Below are 16,271 nucleotides of genomic sequence, written 5' to 3'. Positions count from 1 at the left end.
GCCAGCGAGGATGCCGTCTATGTCGGTCACCTCAAGGACAGCCAGGACGTCGGCGCCATCGTCAAGATGCTGGCCTCGAAGCCGGCGACATCGAAGCTCACCGAGACGCACCCAACCTCCTACCGTCCCTGGGGCGGCTACACCTCGATCTTTAACGGCGACCGCTTCCAGGTGAAGCGCATCTTCGTTACGCCAGGCAAGAAGCTGTCGCTGCAGAAGCATCACCACCGCTCCGAGCACTGGATCGTCGTCAAGGGCACGGCGGAAGTGACGATCGGCGAGAACGTGCAGATGCTGCGCGAGAACGAATCGGTCTACATTCCGCTGGGCGAAGTCCATCGCCTGGCCAATCCGGGCAAGATCCTGCTCGAACTGATCGAAGTCCAGACCGGCTCCTATCTCGGCGAAGACGACATCATCCGTATCGTCGACGAGTTCGGTCGCAACTGACCTCTTGGTTGTCTTGAACTTATAAAATTACCTCTGTAACACCGTCATGGCCCCGTCGACCGACGAGGCTGTGATCGGTGTTTGAGGGAAACTTCCATGCGTATTGTGATGATCGGCTCGGGCTATGTGGGCCTCGTCTCGGGGGCCTGCCTCGCGGATTTCGGCCATCATATCACCTGTGTCGACAAGTCGTCCGCCAAGATCGACGCGCTGGAAGCAGGCCAGGTGCCGATCTTCGAACCCGGCCTCGACACCATCATCGCGCAGAACCGCACCGCCGGACGCCTGGATTTCTCCCGGGATCTCGCAGCCCCCGTGGCAGCCGCCGACGTCGTCTTCATCGCGGTCGGCACGCCCTCGCGTCGCGGCGATGGTCATGCGGACCTGAGTTACGTCTATGCCGCCGCGCGTGAAATCGCCGCATCGGTCGAAGGCTTCACCGTCGTCGTCACCAAATCGACGGTCCCCGTCGGCACCGGCGACGAGCTCGAGCGCATCTTCCGCGAAGAGTTTCCCAACAAGGACATCGAGGTCGTGTCCAACCCGGAATTTCTGCGCGAAGGTGCCGCCATCACCGACTTCAAGCGCCCCGACCGCATCGTGCTCGGCACCGAGGAGCCGCGCGCCATCGAAGTCATGCGCGAAGTCTACCGCCCGCTCTATCTCAACGAAGCCCCGCTCTATTTCTGCGAGCGCCGCACCTCCGAGCTGATTAAGTACGCGGCCAACGCGTTTCTCGCCATGAAGATCACCTTCATCAACGAGATCGCCGATCTCTGCGAGCAGATCGGCGCCGACGTGCAGAAGGTCGCCAAGGGCATCGGCATGGACAAGCGCATTGGCGACAAGTTCCTGCATGCCGGCCCCGGCTATGGCGGCTCGTGCTTCCCCAAGGACACGCTGGCGCTGGTCAAGACCGCGCAGGATCATGACAGCCCGATGCGGCTGATCGAAACCACCGTCGCCATCAACGACAACCGCAAGCGCGCCATGGGCCGCAAGGTGGTCGCCGCCTGTGATGGCAATGTGCGCGGCAAGAAGATCGCCATCCTCGGCCTGACCTTCAAGCCGAACACCGACGACATGCGCGATGCGCCCTCGATCACCATCATCCAGGCGCTGCTCGACGGCGGTGCCACGGTTCACGTCTATGATCCCGAGGGGATGGATGCAGCGAAAGACCTGCTCGGCCCGGTCGTCTACGGCAAGGATCCCTACGAGATCGCCGAAGACGCCGATGCGCTGGTGCTGGTCACCGAATGGGAGGAATTCCGCGCGCTCGACTTCAAGCGGCTGAAGACCCTGGTCAAGACGCCGGTGCTGGTCGATCTGCGCAACATCTATCCGATCGCCGAAGTCACCAGACACGGCTTCAGCTACTTCGCGGTCGGCAAGAAGAGCAAGGCATAATCAACAGCAGGGCATGAGCATGCGGTATCTTATCACCGGAACAGCCGGTTTCATCGGCTTCCATCTCGCGCGCCGGCTGCTGCAGGACGGCCACGAGGTCACCGGCTTCGATGGCATGACGCACTATTACAACATCAAGCTCAAGCATATGCGCAATGCCGCGCTTGCCCAGTTTCCGGCCTTCACGCCGGTGACGGCGATGCTGGAGGATCGCGCGGCACTCGAACAGGCTGTCGCCGCCGCAAAGCCCGACGTGATGATCCACCTCGCCGCCCAGGCCGGCGTGCGCTACAGCAACGAGAACCCGCAAGCCTATCTGAACTCGAACCTGATCGGCTCCTGGAACATCCTGGAGATCGCCAAGAACACCGGCGTTTCCCACCTGATGCTGGCCTCGACCTCCTCGATCTACGGCGCCAATCCGACGGTGCCCTTCCACGAGACCGACCGCACCGACGAACCGCTCACCTTCTACGCCGCGACCAAGAAGTCGATGGAGCTGATGGCGCATAGCTACGCCCATCTCCACAAGATCCCGACCACCGCCTTCCGCTTCTTCACCGTCTATGGCCCCTGGGGTCGGCCGGATATGGCGCTCTTCAAGTTCGTCAAGAACATGCTGGAGGGCCAGCCGATCGAGATCTACGGCGAAGGCAAGATGAGCCGGGACTTCACCTATATCGACGATCTCGTGGAAGCCGTTGTGCGCCTCTCGGCCGTCGTCCCCGCCGAAAGCAATCGCGTCGCGTCCGAGAGGGTCGAGACGCTCTCGCACCAGGCGCCGTTCCGCATCGTCAACATTGGCGGCGGTCAGCCGATCAGCCTGCTCGACTTCGTCGATACGGTGGAGAAAGCCCTCGGCCACCCGGCCAAGCGCGTCATGCTGCCGATGCAGCAAGGCGACGTGCCCCGCACCTATGCCAGCCCCGACCTCTTGCAGGCGCTGACCGGCTACACGCCAAGCACCTCGCTCGAACAGGGTGTGGCGGCTTTCGTGGAGTGGTATCTCGAAGCGCGTGGCGAACTCGACACCGCCGGCTGATCCTCAGCTCGCGACCAGAGCCGAAAACTTGGCGTCGATCTCGGCAGCCGGCACCGGCCTGCTCAGCGCAAACCCCTGCAGCGCATCGCAGCCGAGCTTGGCCAGCGTCGCCGCATGCCGCTCGGTCTCGACGCCCTCGGCGATCACCTTGACGCCGAGCGCCTTGGCAATCTCGATGATCGACTTCACCACCCGCCGCTGCTCCTCGGACGTATCGATCGCATCCACCAGCTGGCGGTCGATTTTCAGCCGCGTCGGGCGCAGCCTGACGAGGCCGATCAGCGAGGCATGACCGGAGCCGAAATCGTCGATCTCGATCTCGATGCCCATCAGCTTGATCCGGTCGACGCTCTGCATCATCTCGTCGTCGCAATCGTCGAGAAAGATCGTCTCGATCAGCTCGAAGACGATCGAATTATCGGGGATATCAAGCGCTTCCAGATCGCTGATCAAAAGCGGATCATAAAGCCGTTGCCCTGAGATGTTCACCGAAATCCTCGGTACATCGAAGCCATGTTGCTCCCATTCGCGGCGGTCCCTCAGGACGTGGCGAAGGATCGACGCGTCGATTTCGGCGGTCAATCCATGCTCGTCGGCCACCTTGAGGAAATCCGCCGGCGCCAGAATGCCCCTCTCCTTGTGCCGCCAGCGCGCCAGCGCTTCGAGCCCGACGATCTCCCGCGTCCGCGCGTCGAATTGCAGCTGGTAATAGGGAACGATTTCGCCTGCCGTCAACGCCAGCTTGAGCTCCTCGGCGATCCGCCGCTTGCCCATCAGTTCGTCCTTCAGCCGCTGCGTGAAGAACTCGATGCGGTCGCGCCCGCCGCTCTTGGCCGCGTAAAGCGCCATGTCGGATTCGGCCAGAAGATTGGTATCGCCGCGATCGGCCGACCATGAAATGCCGATGGAACTGCCCGATTGCAGCATCTCGTGGCCGAAGCGGATCTTCTTGCGCAGCCGCTTCTGCACACGGCGCGCAATCTCTCGCAATTCGTCCATGCTCTCGAAATTGACGAGCACGATGACGAACTCGTCGCCGCCGATGCGCGCCGCCATCCCGGTTTCCGGCAGCACCGCGGCGATCCGCAAGGCTGCCGCGCGCAACACCGCATCGCCGGCGGCGTGGCCGTAGCTGTCATTGATCTGCTTGAACTCGTCGAGATCGAGATGCAGCACCGCCAGCGTCGAGACGCTTTCGTCTTCGGCGAGCTCGGCGATCCGCTTGTCGAAGAAGCGCCGGTTCGGCAGGCCGGTCAGGTAGTCGTGCGCGGCCGCATGCTCGATGAGCGCCGTGCTCTCCTCAAGCGCCAGCGCACGGGCCTCCGCGACCTCGCGCTGCCGCGCCGCCTCGGCGTTCAAAAGCACGTCGGCCGTCACATCCCATTCCGCGCCGATGAACGACGGCGCTCCCTCCTCGCTCACATAAAAATGCGCGCGCGAGCGGATATAGCGGATCTCGCCATTCGGCCAGATGATCCGGAACTCCGAATTGTACTGGCCGCGCTTGGCGATTGCGTCGTTGAATTCCTGGGTGGCACGCGCGCGATCATCGGGATGGATCGCGTTCGACCAGATCGACGTCGGCACAGGCCCGCTCCGCTGGCCGGTGCGATAGAGGCGATGCATCTGCACGTCCCAGGAAATCTCGTTCGATCGCAGGTCATGCTCCCAGACACCGATCTGCGACGCATCGAGCGCAAGCTCCAAACGCCGTAGAAGATCTTGAAACTCCCGCTCCGAGCGTATGGAGTTCTTAGATGCCAAAGCCATTCATGCCTCACGCCACGTCAAAGCGAAATCCATCCCCACTGCCCGGCGGCAACCACAATCACCTACCAGTGATTGCCAAGTGCGACATTAATTAGAACACCCTAAAAATCTATCAATGATTGCATGCCGGCGCGCCAGCACTATTTATTGTTCGTCAGGGATCGTACCGACCATCAGGATTTTCCGCCTTCGCGGCCCGACTTTCGCTCCAGATGCAGCAGCAATCCGCTGTGATCCGTATCGCCATTGCCATCCTCGACGAACGCCGCGAACTCCGCGCGCACCGCCTCGGTCAGCGGCAGGGTCAGCGCCAGGCTTTTCGCCTCGGCGACGATGTTGTTGAGATCCTTCAGCTGCAGCCTCGAAGGGCCGGCGCCGCCGAAATTGCGCTCCACCATACGTTGACCGTGGATCTCAAGAATTCGGCTCTCGGCAAAGCCGCCCCGGATCGCGCGGCGAAACGCTTCCGGCGAGCCGCCGCCAGCCTCGACCAGCATCATCGCCTCGGCGACCGCACCGATGGTGATCGCCACGATCTGCTGGTTGCCGAGCTTGGCGAGTTGGCCCGTGCCGCTCGGCCCCACATGCGTCACCCGGCCGAGCGCGGAAAACACATCAGACAGAGCATCGACGACATCGGCGCTGCCACCCGCCATGATCGCCAGCGTCCCGGCCGAAGCGCCGACGACGCCACCGGAAACAGGCGCATCGAGATGACGGATGCCGCGCTCGGCAAGCCTCGCCGCATGATCACGCGCCGCCTCCGGCGTAATCGAGCTGCAATCGATGACGACCGCGCCGGGTGCGAGCGCCTGCGCCACACCTTGCGAAAACAGGACGTCGCCAACAGCATTGCCATCGCTGAGCATGGTGAAGACGACCGACGCCCCCTCAACGGCCGCGACCGGCGTCGCGGCGACATCAGCACCATCGACCCTCAGCGCCTCGGCCTTGGTGATGTCGCGGTTCCAGGCGGTAACGGCAAACCCGGCATCAAGCAGACGCCGAACCATCGGCGCGCCCATCAGCCCCGTGCCCAGAAACGCGATCGTCCGTTGTTGACTGCTCATCGGATACTGCCTTCCATTTCGTCTTCTATATGCACGCGAATGATCTCTTCGAAGCTCGTCTCGGCCGTGAAGCCGAGGCGCGTCGCCCGCTCCGGCGCAAAGGCCCGCGCCCACCCGCCAACGATCCGCATCACCAGCTCGTCCGGCTCACGCCGGATCAGCGCCACCGCCTTGTCGCCCGCAATCACCCTCAAAGCCTCGATCTGCTCGCAGACCGAGGCGCTGACGCCGGGCATGGTCAGGCTTCGCTTCGCGCCGAGCGGCTCGAGATCGATGCTGGCGGCGTGGATGAGAAAGCCGACCGCCGAGCGCGGCGACGCATGCCAGTGGCGAACCGTATCCGGCACCGGAAGAATGGCCGGCTGTCCTGCCAGCGGCTCGCGGATGATGCCGGAAAAGAAACCGGAGGCGGCCTTGTTCGGCTTGCCCGGCCGCACACAGATCGTCGGCAACCGGATACCGATACCGTCGATGAAGCCGCGCCTCGTATAGTCGGCGAGCAGCAGTTCGCTCATCGCCTTCTGCGTGCCGTAGCTCGTCAGTGGCGTCAGGTTGAAATCGTCGGGGATGACATCGGGCATCGGCGCACCGAAGACGGCGATGGAGGAAGTGAAGACCACGCAGGGACGATAGCCATCCTGCAGATGCGCCAAACGGATCGCCTCGAACAGCGCCCGCGTCCCCTCGAGATTGATGCCGTAGCCCTTCTCGAAATCGAGCTCGGCCTCCGCCGAAACGATCGCCGCCAGATGAAAGATGATATCCGGCCGCGACCCGACGATCAGCGCCGCCTGCCCCGGCTGCGAGATATCGGCCGCGCTCGCATCCACCCGCCCAGTGAACCCGACCGGTGCTGCCGGCGCCACGACGTCGACAAGCGTCAGGCGGCCGATCAACTGCCCGGACAATTGCCCGTCGGACACCAGCCGTTCGGTGAGTTTGCGCCCGATCATGCCGGCAGCGCCGATGATAGCGATATGCATGGAATCTCCTCCCGTGACAGGCGGCGAAGCAGCAACCACCCATACCCCTCACAATTGATAGGGCCGCCGGCGCCGATGCAAGCTCAAAAAGCCATGCTGCATTGCAAACAAAATGCTGGACATATCGCGCCGGATCCGTGAACCCGAGCCGACGAAACGCGTAAGGATACCCACGATGAAACTTCCCCCGCTCCCCTACACCTCGCTCGACTGGCATGCGCTGCCGGCCACCGAACACAAGGGCGAAACCGGAACGGCGACATGGAGAACGCTGAACAATGGCGATGTGCGCATGCGCATCGTCGAGCTTTCGCCGGGCTATCTCGCCGACCACTGGTGCGATCGCGGCCATATCGTCTACGTGCTCGAGGGAGAAGTGACGAGCGAGCTCAAGGACGGCCGCAGCTTCGTGATGAAGCCGGGCATGGGATACACGGTCTCCGACCACGGAGACGCCGCCCACCGGTCCAGGACGACATCCGGCGCCAAGATGTTCATCATCGACTGACCGCTCTTCCAAAACACAAAGGGCGGAACTCGCGTCCCGCCCTTTGATCTATCCATTTGCGTCGGTAGCCTATTCGGCCGCCATCCGGATGACCTCGGCTCCACCGTGGCCGTGATCGTCGTCCTTGTGCTGCACCAGCGGACGGTTGCCCGCCAGCTTGCGGATCAGCACGTAGAACACCGGCGTCATGAAGATGCCGAAGAAGGTGACACCGATCATGCCGGAGAACACCGCCACACCCATGGCGGCACGCATCTCGGCACCGGCACCAGTCGAGACGACGAGTGGCACGACACCCATGATGAACGCCATCGACGTCATCAGGATCGGGCGCAGGCGCAAGCGGCTGGCCTCGACCGCGGCCTGAACAGGCGTACGGCCTTCGAATTCCAGCTCGCGGGCGAATTCCACGATCAGGATCGCGTTCTTCGCCGAGAGACCGACAAGGACGATAAGGCCGATCTGGGTGAAGATGTTGTTGTCTCCACCGGTGAGCCAGACGCCGGTCAAGGCCGCCAACACGCCCATCGGCACGATCATGATGATCGCGAGCGGCAGCGTCAGGCTTTCATACTGGGCAGCCAGCACGAGATAGACGAGCAGCAGCGCCAGCGGGAAGACGAGCACGCCCGAGCTGCCGGCCAGGATCTGCTGGTAGGTCAGATCCGTCCACTCGAAGCCGATGCCCTTCGGCAACGTTTCGTCGGCGATCCGCTCGATGGCTGCCTGTGCCTGACCGGACGAGAAGCCCGGTGCCGGACCGCCATTGATATCGGCGGCGAGGAAGCCGTTGTAGCGGGTCGTGCGTTCCGGCCCCGTCGTGGCATCGACCTTGAGCAGCGCCGACAGCGGGATCATCTGCCCCGAAGCCGAGCGCACCTTCAGCTGGCCGATATCATCGGCATGAGCGCGGAACTGCGCGTCTGCCTGCACGCGGACGCTATAGGTGCGGCCGAATGCATTGAAGTCGTTGACGTAGAGCGAACCCAGATAGATCTGCAGCGTTTCGAAGACATCGGTCACCGACACGCCGAGCTGTTCGGCCTTGGCGCGATCGAGGTCAGCATAGAGCTGCGGCACGTTGATCTGGTAGCTCGAGAACAGGCCGGCCAGCTCAGGCGTCTGATACGCCTTGGCGAGGAAGGCCTTGGTCGCCTCATCCAGCGCATTGTAGCCCAGGCCCGCCCGGTCTTCGAGCTGCAGCTTGAAACCACCCGTCGTGCCCAGACCCTGGACCGGCGGCGGCGGGAACATGGCGATGAACGCATCCTGGATCGCACCGAATTTCTGGTTGAGCGTCATGGCGATCGCTCCGCCTGAGAGATCGGGCGTCTTGCGCTCCTCGAAGGACTTCAGCTTGACGAAGACCACACCGGCATTCGAGCCGTTCGTGAAGCCGTTGATCGACAGACCGGGGAACGCGATGGCGTGTTCGACGCCGGGCGTTGCAAGGGCAATGTCGCTCATCCGCTTGATCACGTCCTCGGTGCGATCGAGGCTGGCGGCGTCGGGCAGCTGCGCGAAGCCGATCAGGTACTGCTTGTCCTGCGCCGGCACGAAGCCGCCAGGAACGGCGTTGAACAGGCCATAGGTCGCCCCGGCAAGCGCCAGATAGATGACCATGACGATGCTCTTGCGCGACACCAGACCGCCGACGCCCTTACCATAGGCATTGGAGCTGGCGCTGAAAGCGCGGTTGAACCCGCGGAAGAACCAGCCGAAAGCGAAGTCCATGCCGCGCGTCAGCCAATCCTTCGGCGCATGGTGACCCTTCAGAAGAAGTGCCGCCAGAGCCGGGGAAAGCGTCAGCGAGTTGATGGCGGAAATCACCGTCGAGATGGCGATCGTCAGCGCGAACTGGCGATAGAACTGGCCCGACAGGCCGGTGATGAAGGCCAGCGGCACGAACACCGCCACCAGCACCAGCGCGATCGCGATGATCGGACCGGACACTTCCTTCATGGCCTTGTAGGTGGCATCACGCGGCGACAGGCCGTTTTCGATGTTGCGTTCGACGTTTTCGACAACGACGATCGCGTCGTCCACGACGATACCGATCGCAAGCACCAACCCGAACAGGCTGAGCGCGTTGATCGAGAAGCCGAAGACATACATGACCGCGAATGTACCGATGATCGAGACCGGAACCGCGATCAGCGGAATGATCGAGGCGCGCCATGTCTGCAGGAACAGGATGACGACGATGACGACGAGCGCGATGGCTTCGAGCAGCGTATCGACGACCTTCTCGATCGAAGCGCGGACGAACTGCGTGGTATCGTAGACGATCTCATACTTCACGCCTTCCGGCATCGCCAGCTGCAGCTCGTCCATGGTCTTGATGACCTGGTCCGAGATGGTGATGGCGTTGGAGCCGGGAGCCTGGAACACGGGGATAGCCACCGCCGACTTGCTGTCGAGCAGCGAGCGCAGCGAGTAGTCCGAGGCGCCGAGTTCGACGCGCGCGACATCGCGCAGACGCGTGATCTCGCCATTGGCGCCGCTCTTGACGATGATGTTGCCGAACTCCTCTGGCGTCTGCAGACGACCCTGGGCGTTGACGTTCAGCTGGATATCGACGCCGGTGAGGCTCGGCGATGCGCCGATCGTGCCGGCAGCCGCCTGCACGTTCTGGGCGCGGATGGCATTGGTGATGTCGCTCGCCGCCAGATTATGCTCGGCAGCCTTCTGCGGATCGATCCAGACGCGCATCGAATAGTCGCCAGACCCGAAGATCTGCACCTGGCCGACGCCCTCGATGCGGGCAAGCCGGTCCTTGACGTTGAGGACGCCATAGTTGCGCAGATAAGTGATGTCGTAGCGATTATCCGGCGATGTCAGGTTCACCACCATCATCAGGTCGGGCGAACTTTTGACTGTCGTGATGCCGAGCGCGCGCACCTCGGTCGGCAGGCGGGGCTCTGCCTGCGAGACGCGGTTTTGCACGAGCTGCTGTGCCTGGTCGGGATTGGTGCCGAGCTTGAAGGTCACCGTCAGCGTCATCACGCCGTCGGATGTCGCCTGGCTGGACATGTAGAGCATGCCCTCGACGCCGTTGATCTGCTCTTCGAGCGGCGTGGCCACGGTTTCGGCGATGACCTTCGGGTTGGCGCCAGGATAGGTGGCGCGCACGACGATCGATGGCGGTACGACCTCCGGGTATTCGGAAATCGGCAGCGATCGCATGCCGATCAGGCCGGCGACCACGATGAGGACCGATAGCACCCCGGCAAACACCGGGCGGTCGACAAAGAATCTGGAGATATTCATTTCAAAGCCCTCTCCGGGATGAAATTTGGGATGCAACGACCCTCTCCGGCGGTTGGGATACCGCCGGTAGGGGTAGAACTGGATGCTGTAAAAGCCCTCCGTGGCCGGGGCGGCCACCTAGCCCCTCCCCCTTGTGGAGAGGGGTTGGGGAGGGGTCTGCGTCTTACTTGGCCGCGACCTTTTCTTCCATCTGCGGTGCCACCACCGCGCCCGGACGAATGCGCTGCAGACCGTTGACGACGATCTTGTCGCCGACGGCGAGGCCGTTTTCGATCACGCGGTCACCACCCTCGGCGATGCCGAGCTGGACCGGCCGGTAGCTCACCTTGTTCTCGCCATCGACCACGAACACGAATTTCTTGTCCTGGTCGGTGCCGATCGCACGTTCGCTGATAAGGATCTTGTTCTCGGCCTTCGGCTGGCCCATGCGAACGCGCACGAACTGGCCGGGGATCAGCTTGCCGCCGGGATTGTCGAACACGGCGCGAACGCCGATCGTGCCGCTGGAGGCATCCACCTGGTTGTCGATCAGCTGCAGCTTGCCCTTGATCGGCGTGCCCTGATCGGCAAGCGTGCCGACTTCGACGGGGATCTGTTCAAGTGCCGGAACCGCGCCATCGGCGGCAGGAAGCTGGGCGAGCGCCTTGGCGACCATGCCTTCGCTGGCGCTGAAGCTGGCGTAGATCGGATCGACGGAGACGAGCGAGGCCAGCTCCGACGAGGTCGATCCGGCCGCAACCAGATTGCCGACGGTGACTTCGAGCTTGCCGACGCGGCCGGCAACGGGTGCCTTGACCTCGGTGTAGCCGAGCTCGAGCTGTGCCGAGCGAAGGGCGGCCTGCGCGGTGCGAAGACCGGCCTGCGCTTCGGTGAATGCGTTCTGACGCTGGTCGAGATCGCTCTGCGAAATCGTCCGGTTGTCGGAAAGCCTGCGGCCGCGATCAAGCTCGATCTGCGCAAGATTGACCTTGGCTTCGGCCGACGCAACCTGTCCTTCGGCCTGCGATACCGCTGCCTGATAGGGCGCCGGATCGATGGTGAAGAGCAGATCGCCGGCCTTCACCAGCGCGCCTTCGCGGAAATGCACCGACTGGACGGCGCCGGCGACACGCGAACGGATTTGCACGCGATCGACGGCTTCGAGCCGGCCGGAAAACTGCTCCCATTCGGTGACGTCGCGGCTGGCGACGACAGCGACGGTAACGGGCACGGCCGGCGGAGCCGCCTGTGCCTCGGCAGTTGCGGCAGTCGCGGTACCGCTCATCGGCAGTTCGAAAAACAGTGCTGCGGCTGAAACGGACGCAACAAGGCTCAGACCGGCGCCCACAAGGGCCCAGCGCTTCTTACTGGACGTCATTTGTATTCTCCCTTTCGGCCCCCACGGCCGAGTATTGATCAGGTCTTCAAAGGTACGGGTTGCCTTCGCATGTCACGAACGAAGCTTCCGAACTCATTGGCGATGGTTTCGCGCCAACCCGGAGCCTTGTCGGACGTCCCGCCGTAAATCGTAGGCCAGCCTGCCCCGGCGGGAGCGACATGCTGACGAACTGGCACGCCGGCCTGTTTCAGGCGATCGGCGAACCCAAGCGTCTCATCACGAAGGGGATCGTCCTTCGCGGTGAAGATCAGTGCGGGCGCGACGCCCGAAATGCGTGAACAGAGGCACGGCGCCGCGTAAGGGTGGCACCCGCCGCCGCTGAGATAATGGCTCCAGCCTGCCGCCCAACGCTCGCGCATGCCGATGCTGTCGGCTTCGCGCATCGAAGACGATCCCATGAACGGATCGACCAGCGGAGAAATCAGAACCTGGCCATCGAGGGCATCGGCATAGTGATCGCGAGCCTTGAATGCCACGCTGGCGGCGATGTTGCCACCCGCTTCCTCGCCGGCAACCAGCAGCGCGGAGTTGCGGTCACCAAGACCGGAGGCGCGCTTGTTGGCCATGTAGGAAAACAGCGAGTAGCCGACTTCGAGAGGCTTCGGGAAGACACCGCCCAAGGGCGCGTTGTAATCGGCGACGACGACGATGGCGCCGGCACTCGCGATCGCTTCCGCAACCGCATTGTCCTGCGGTCCCGACGACTGGAAAGCACCGCCGTGGAAGTACAACACGATCGGCGAACCCTTACCGTATTCGGCGCCCTGATAGATACGCGTCGACACGGGGCCAATGGCCACCTTGTCAAACACCATGTCTTTCACTTGCACCGTCATCGTATCGATCCTTGCGTCGCGGGTGTAATGTTGCCGATGCAACATATTGCCCAAGGCGACGGCTTGCAATTTCTGAAAAAAAGATATTGTTATTCCACTCACGGAATAAGAAGCCTCAATACGATTACACTGTTCCGGATTTCGAACAATACCGCACTGCAAACTACTCAGGTGAATTCCGATGGACCAGCTCTCGGCAATGCGCGCTTTCATTCGCGTCGTGGAGACAGGCAATTTCACACGGGCCGCCGACACGCTCGCCATGCCCAAGGCGACGGTGACCAACCTCATTCAAGGGCTTGAAGCGCATCTGCACACCAAGCTCCTCAACCGCACCACCCGCCGCGTCATGGTGACGACCGACGGCGCGCTCTACTATGAACGCGCGGCCCAGATCGTTTCCGAGATCGCCGAGCTGGATGGCAGCCTCACCAACTCGCAAGGGCTTCCGAACGGGCGCCTGCGCGTCGAGATGGCCGGCGCCTTCGCCGACTGGATCGTGGTGCCCGCGCTCTGCGATTTCTATCAGAAATATCCCGATATCCGCATCGACCTCGGCGTCGGCGACCGCACCGTGGATTACCTCGCCGAGAACGTCGATTGCGCGCTGCGCGCCGGCACCCCGGCCGACCAATCATTGATTGCACGCCGCGTGTCGGAAGTGGAGCTCATTACCTGCGCCTCGCCGCTCTACATCGAGAAATACGGAATGCCGTCGAGACCGGAAGAGCTTGAAAACAATCACTATTCCGTAAGCTATTTTCGCGCGCAGACCAACCGGACGCTTCCGTTCGAGTTCCGCAGGGACAACGAGGAGTTGGAGATCAATCCGCGCTATCTCGTCTCCGTGAACGACAGCCGAACCTTCGTGACAGCCGCCACGAGGGGGCTCGGCATCGCGCAATTACCGCGCTTCATGATCCGCAACGAGTTGGAAAACGGCGAGCTGATACAGGTGCTGCCGGAATGGAACCGTGAGCCGCTCGGGCTCTACATCGTCTATCCCCCGAACCGTCACCTCAGCAACAAGGTCCGCGTCTTCGTCGACTGGATGGTCAAGCTTTTGACCGACGCCAAGCTGGATGCTCGCTGACAGAACTGCGGCCCGCGAGGCGTTTACCTTCAACGGGCCGCAACCATATGTTTTGCCATTTCTTCTTTCACTCTCTGCCGGGTCACCAGGGAACAATGGCTCGGCAGCTATTGAGGTCTGATGCGTAGGATTGGAGGAGTCCCGCACATCCCTACATTGCTAATATAGACAATCATGATGCAAATGTAAGAGGATATTGCAGGCTCGTCGCCTCAATGCGTCAGCCAAGCCTATCCCCTTCCGGGTGCTGGCGTTTTGCGGCGCAGGATATCCACAGCTGAGCGCTGCGGCGGATCGCCACGGCGCGAGCGGCCCGAAAGCCGCCCGCCGGACGCATAAATCAGATCATGCCGCCATTGGCGCGCAGCACCTGCCCGTTGATCCAGGAACCGTCGGGACCGGCGAGAAACGACACGGCCGCTGCAATATCCTCGGGCGTGCCGAGCCGCTCCAGCGGGTTCATCTTCGCCATCTGCGCCACCAGTTCGTCCGACTTGCCGTTGAGGAAAAGATCGGTGGCCGTCGGCCCCGGCGCAATCGCGTTGATGGTGATGTTACGACCGCGCATTTCCTTGGCCATGATCCCCGTCATCGTCTCGACGGCGGCCTTGGTCGCGGCATAGACGCCATAGGTTTCGAGCTTCAGCCCGACCACCGACGTCGAGAAATTGACGATGCGGCCGCCGTCGCGCAGCCGCTTGCCGGCCTCGCGCAGCGTGTTGAACGTGCCCCTGAGGTTGACGTCGATCATACGCTGGAAATGCGCGTCATCGGCATCCGCGATCGAAGAAAGCGCCATGATCCCGGCATTGTTGACCAACACATCGACGCCCCCGAATGCTGCCTCGGCCGCGTCGAACATCCGCCGCACGGCCTCCGCGTCGCTGACATCGGCCTTCGCCGTCAGCGCCTTGCCGCCGCGCCTTTCGATCGCGGCAGCCAGCTCTTCGGCCGACGCGGCGTTGCCGGAATAGTTGATCACCACGGTAAATCCGTCGCGCGCAAGCCGATCGGCAATCGCCGCGCCAATGCCTCTCGACGCGCCGGTTACGATCGCAACCCTGTTTTCCGTTACCGTCATTGTCGTTCTCCTTGCTTGGAAGCGCGATATCGCGCCGTTGGAGAGAAGATGCCGCTTTTCTCGCGGCGGATAATCATCCATTATTCGCCATCACTATCCGGAAATAGCGAACAGACAGATGGACAGATTCGATGCCATGCGCGTCTTTTGCCGTATCGTCGAGCGGCGCAGCTTCACCGCCGCCGCCGAAGATACAGGCCTGCCGCGTTCGACGGTGACCGATGCGGTTAAGCAGCTCGAGGCCCGCCTCGGTGTTCGCCTGCTGCAGCGTACGACGCGGCATGTGAGCCCGACGCTCGACGGCGAAGCCTACTACCGCCGCTGCCTGTCGATCCTCTCGGATATCGAGGACGCGGAAGGCGCGTTCGCCGGCGCCAAGCCGAAAGGCATGCTGCGCGTCGATGTGCACGGCACGCTGGCGCGCCACTTCGTGCTGCCCAACCTGCCATCCTTCCTCGAAGCCTATCCCGATATCGAACTCTATATGAGCGAAGGCGATCGTCTCGTCGATCTCGTGCGCGAGGGCATCGACTGCGTGCTGAGGGTCGGCATCCCCGCCGATAGCGACATGGTCGCGCGCCGCGTGGCGATGCTGGAGGAAGTCACGCTCGCCTCGCCCTCCTACCTCGCCCGCTACGGAACGCCGGAACATCCCGACCGGCTCGAAGGCCACCGCATGGTCGGCTTTCACTCCAGCGCCACCGGCGCGCTGGTGCCGCTCGAATTCCTCGTCGGCAGCCAGATCCGCAACGTCACCCTGCCCGCGACGCTATCAGTCAACGCCGCGGAAAGCTTCCATGCGGCGGCGCGCCTCGGCCTCGGCATCATCCAGGTGCCGCGCTATCACGCCCAGCGCTATATCGACAGCGGCGAGCTCCAGCCCATCCTGCAAGACTATCCGCTGACGAAAACACCGGTCTCGCTGCTCTATCCACGAAACCGCCAGCTCTCGCCACGCGTCCGCGTCTTCATCGAGTGGTTGACGAAGGTGTTCGCGAGGCAAACATAGTCATACGAGAAAGACGTCGGCAAACCCATCATCGGGAGCAAAACCATGACCATCACAGACATTTCAGTGAATGCACGCGAAGGCGGCTTTACCGTCATGTTCGGCGACAAGACCGGAAACAGCATTTCCGTGACGCTTTATAACGCAGCGACACCCGGCCTGACCCGCGACAACGCCGTCTCCCACGCCCGCCACCTGCTTCTCGCCGCGCACGACAGCTCGGCAGGAGACGGGCCGCACAGCAAGGATGCGGCTACGCTGGAAGAGGAACTGGACGAAGGCCTCGAAGACACCTTCCCGGCAAGCGACCCAGTCTCCGTCACCGGCTCGTCGATCCCGCTGCATGATCCGAAGCCCGGCCGATAGATCAT

At 62.7% G+C, this 16,271-nt stretch carries 14 protein-coding genes; 7 read left to right on the top strand and 7 right to left on the bottom strand.

Annotated elements, in window-relative coordinates; all coding sequences use genetic code 11:
* The 3 genes from ACCD05_RS21755 to ACCD05_RS21745 form a co-directional block, all read left to right on the top strand.
* A partial coding sequence (locus ACCD05_RS21755; protein ID WP_413395273.1) for a cupin domain-containing protein occupies positions 1 to 450 on the top strand: 450 nt, incomplete at its 5' end.
* A 96-nt stretch (positions 451 to 546) separates the two neighbouring features.
* The gene (locus ACCD05_RS21750; RefSeq protein ID WP_413395271.1) at positions 547 to 1,860 is read left to right on the top strand and encodes a UDP-glucose dehydrogenase family protein; all 1,314 of its coding nucleotides are present in this window, start codon (positions 547 to 549) and stop codon (positions 1,858 to 1,860) included.
* A 19-nt stretch (positions 1,861 to 1,879) separates the two neighbouring features.
* Positions 1,880 to 2,902 (top strand): NAD-dependent epimerase/dehydratase family protein, encoded by a 1,023-nt coding sequence (locus tag ACCD05_RS21745; protein ID WP_413395270.1) that lies wholly within the window; start codon positions 1,880 to 1,882, stop codon positions 2,900 to 2,902.
* Positions 2,903 to 2,905: 3 nt separating this feature from the next.
* Here ACCD05_RS21745 and ACCD05_RS21740 read toward each other — a convergent pair whose 3' ends face one another.
* From ACCD05_RS21740 to denD, 3 genes are all read right to left on the bottom strand, one after another.
* Positions 2,906 to 4,672, bottom strand: coding sequence for a putative bifunctional diguanylate cyclase/phosphodiesterase (locus ACCD05_RS21740; RefSeq protein ID WP_413395269.1), 1,767 nt, complete (start codon positions 4,670 to 4,672; stop codon positions 2,906 to 2,908).
* A 173-nt stretch (positions 4,673 to 4,845) separates the two neighbouring features.
* Entirely contained in the window at positions 4,846 to 5,742 is an 897-nt protein-coding gene (locus ACCD05_RS21735) for an NAD(P)-dependent oxidoreductase (RefSeq protein WP_413395267.1), read from the bottom strand.
* Positions 5,739 to 6,725, bottom strand: coding sequence for a D-erythronate dehydrogenase (gene denD, locus ACCD05_RS21730; protein WP_413395266.1), 987 nt, complete (start codon positions 6,723 to 6,725; stop codon positions 5,739 to 5,741). Before denD ends, ACCD05_RS21735 begins: the two co-directional genes overlap by 4 nt.
* Positions 6,726 to 6,900: 175 nt before the next feature.
* On the opposite strand from denD, the gene ACCD05_RS21725 reads away from it, so the two are divergent.
* Positions 6,901 to 7,233: a DHCW motif cupin fold protein gene (locus ACCD05_RS21725; RefSeq protein ID WP_018897047.1), complete on the top strand. Its 333-nt coding sequence runs from the start codon at positions 6,901 to 6,903 to the stop codon at positions 7,231 to 7,233.
* Between the two features lie 69 nt (positions 7,234 to 7,302).
* On the opposite strand, the gene ACCD05_RS21720 is transcribed toward ACCD05_RS21725, so the two are convergent.
* The 3 genes from ACCD05_RS21720 to ACCD05_RS21710 all read right to left on the bottom strand — a co-directional run bounded on the left by ACCD05_RS21720 (position 7,303) and on the right by ACCD05_RS21710 (position 12,717).
* Entirely contained in the window at positions 7,303 to 10,503 is a 3,201-nt protein-coding gene (locus ACCD05_RS21720; RefSeq protein WP_413395264.1) for an efflux RND transporter permease subunit, read from the bottom strand.
* Positions 10,504 to 10,666: 163 nt separating this feature from the next.
* Positions 10,667 to 11,860 (bottom strand): efflux RND transporter periplasmic adaptor subunit, encoded by a 1,194-nt coding sequence (locus ACCD05_RS21715; protein WP_413395263.1) that lies wholly within the window; start codon positions 11,858 to 11,860, stop codon positions 10,667 to 10,669.
* A 38-nt stretch (positions 11,861 to 11,898) separates the two neighbouring features.
* Positions 11,899 to 12,717, bottom strand: coding sequence for an alpha/beta hydrolase fold domain-containing protein (locus ACCD05_RS21710; RefSeq protein WP_111564178.1), 819 nt, complete (start codon positions 12,715 to 12,717; stop codon positions 11,899 to 11,901).
* 181 nt (positions 12,718 to 12,898) lie between these two features.
* Here ACCD05_RS21710 and ACCD05_RS21705 point away from each other — a divergent pair, with 181 nt between their 5' ends.
* Positions 12,899 to 13,810, top strand: coding sequence for a LysR family transcriptional regulator (locus tag ACCD05_RS21705; RefSeq protein ID WP_413395260.1), 912 nt, complete (start codon positions 12,899 to 12,901; stop codon positions 13,808 to 13,810).
* A gap of 340 nt (positions 13,811 to 14,150) precedes the next feature.
* Here ACCD05_RS21705 and ACCD05_RS21700 read toward each other — a convergent pair whose 3' ends face one another.
* Positions 14,151 to 14,891 carry an SDR family oxidoreductase gene (locus ACCD05_RS21700; protein WP_413395258.1) on the bottom strand — a complete coding sequence of 247 codons (741 nt, stop codon included), beginning with the start codon at positions 14,889 to 14,891 and terminating at the stop codon, positions 14,151 to 14,153.
* 118 nt (positions 14,892 to 15,009) lie between these two features.
* Between ACCD05_RS21700 and ACCD05_RS21695 the strand changes: the two genes are divergently transcribed.
* Complete coding sequence (locus tag ACCD05_RS21695; RefSeq protein ID WP_413395256.1) at positions 15,010 to 15,900, top strand: LysR family transcriptional regulator; 891 nt, start codon at positions 15,010 to 15,012, stop codon at positions 15,898 to 15,900.
* A gap of 45 nt (positions 15,901 to 15,945) precedes the next feature.
* A complete protein-coding gene (locus ACCD05_RS21690) occupies positions 15,946 to 16,266 on the top strand; it encodes a hypothetical protein (RefSeq protein ID WP_413395254.1) in 321 nt (106 codons plus the stop codon).
* Positions 16,267 to 16,271: the final 5 nt, after the last annotated feature.

The organism is Rhizobium sp. Rhizsp42 (genome assembly GCF_047304155.1).
Taxonomy (GTDB): Bacteria; Pseudomonadota; Alphaproteobacteria; order Rhizobiales; family Rhizobiaceae; genus Rhizobium.
This window is presented reverse-complemented; position numbering and strand designations above follow the sequence as displayed.